1 protein-coding gene is annotated in these 1,089 nt (G+C 69.7%); it reads right to left on the bottom strand.

Features of this window, described 5'->3' with window-relative positions:
• Positions 1 to 1,089 (bottom strand): M66 family metalloprotease (locus AC1D12_RS33865; protein WP_477845456.1); only part of this gene is annotated, 1,089 nt, incomplete at both ends.

Genomic DNA, 1,089 nt, shown 5'->3' with positions numbered 1-1,089 from the left:
CTCATGATGTCGTGGCGATCGGTCGGGCGCGGGTCGTAGAAGGTGTTGCTGTCCGCGAGGTACGGCCAGACGTAGCGGCCGGCCTTGCCGAGGTTGGCATCCGGGTACGGGTAGGCCGGGTCCGGGCTGCCGGCGCCGCCGCAGGCCGCGTGGGGCAGCGAGAAGTTGTGGCCCATTTCGTGGGCCACCACGTCGCGCACGGTGGTCGGCTGGTCGGGCATGTCGAAGCCGACGCCGGAGTGGCTGCTCAGGTAGGCCAGGCCAGCGAGGCCCCAGGTGCGCTTCGGGATGAAGCCGAAGTAGTGGTCGTGCTTCGCCGCGCCTTCCAGCGAATGCAGATCGGCCAGTTCGCCGAGGATCTTGCCGAACGCATCGCTCCAGCCGGCATCGGTGGTCGGCAGCGTGGTCACGCGGCTCGACACGTAGGTCGGGTGCGACTGCACGGTGACCGACGAGACCGGGAACAACGCCTGCAGGTGAGCGCCCTGGCTGGCCGGCAGCTTGCCGACGGTGCCGGCGATCTGGATCGCGATCGGGACGAACTTCATCGGCGTGCCGCCGCCGACGCGCGGCGTGATCGTCGTGCCGGCGCTGCTGCCGATCAGCGCGGTGAACTTCACGCCGGTCTTGACCAGGTCGGCCGGCACGGTGGCGGTGTACGAATCGGTGAAGCTCGGCACGGCCGGCACGTTGGCCGGCAGCGCGCCGGTGGGTGCCGTCAGCAGGATGTCGCGGGTGCTGCCGTTGGCGCTCGTCACACGCAGCGTGCCGCTCGGCTTGGTGCCGCCGGTGGCGCCGCTCGTGACGTTGACCTTGACCAGCGCGGCCTTGCCCGAGACCAGCACCAGCGCGCTGTCGTCGCTGTTGAACAGCAGCGATTGCGCGACCTGGATGCCCGACACCGGCGACGTGCCCGTCGGCGGGGTGGTCGTGGTGGGCGCGGTGACCTTCAGCGACGACGCGGCATCGTTGAAGCCGAGCGACACCAGGTTCGCGGTGTCGGCCGTCAGCGTCACCGAGCTGCCGCCGTAGTTGATGTGCTGGAACAGCTGGACCTTGTAGCCCGCCTTCACCTTGACCGACGAGACG

The organism is Rhizobacter sp. P1_G5, assembly GCF_056405435.1.
This window is presented reverse-complemented; position numbering and strand designations above follow the sequence as displayed.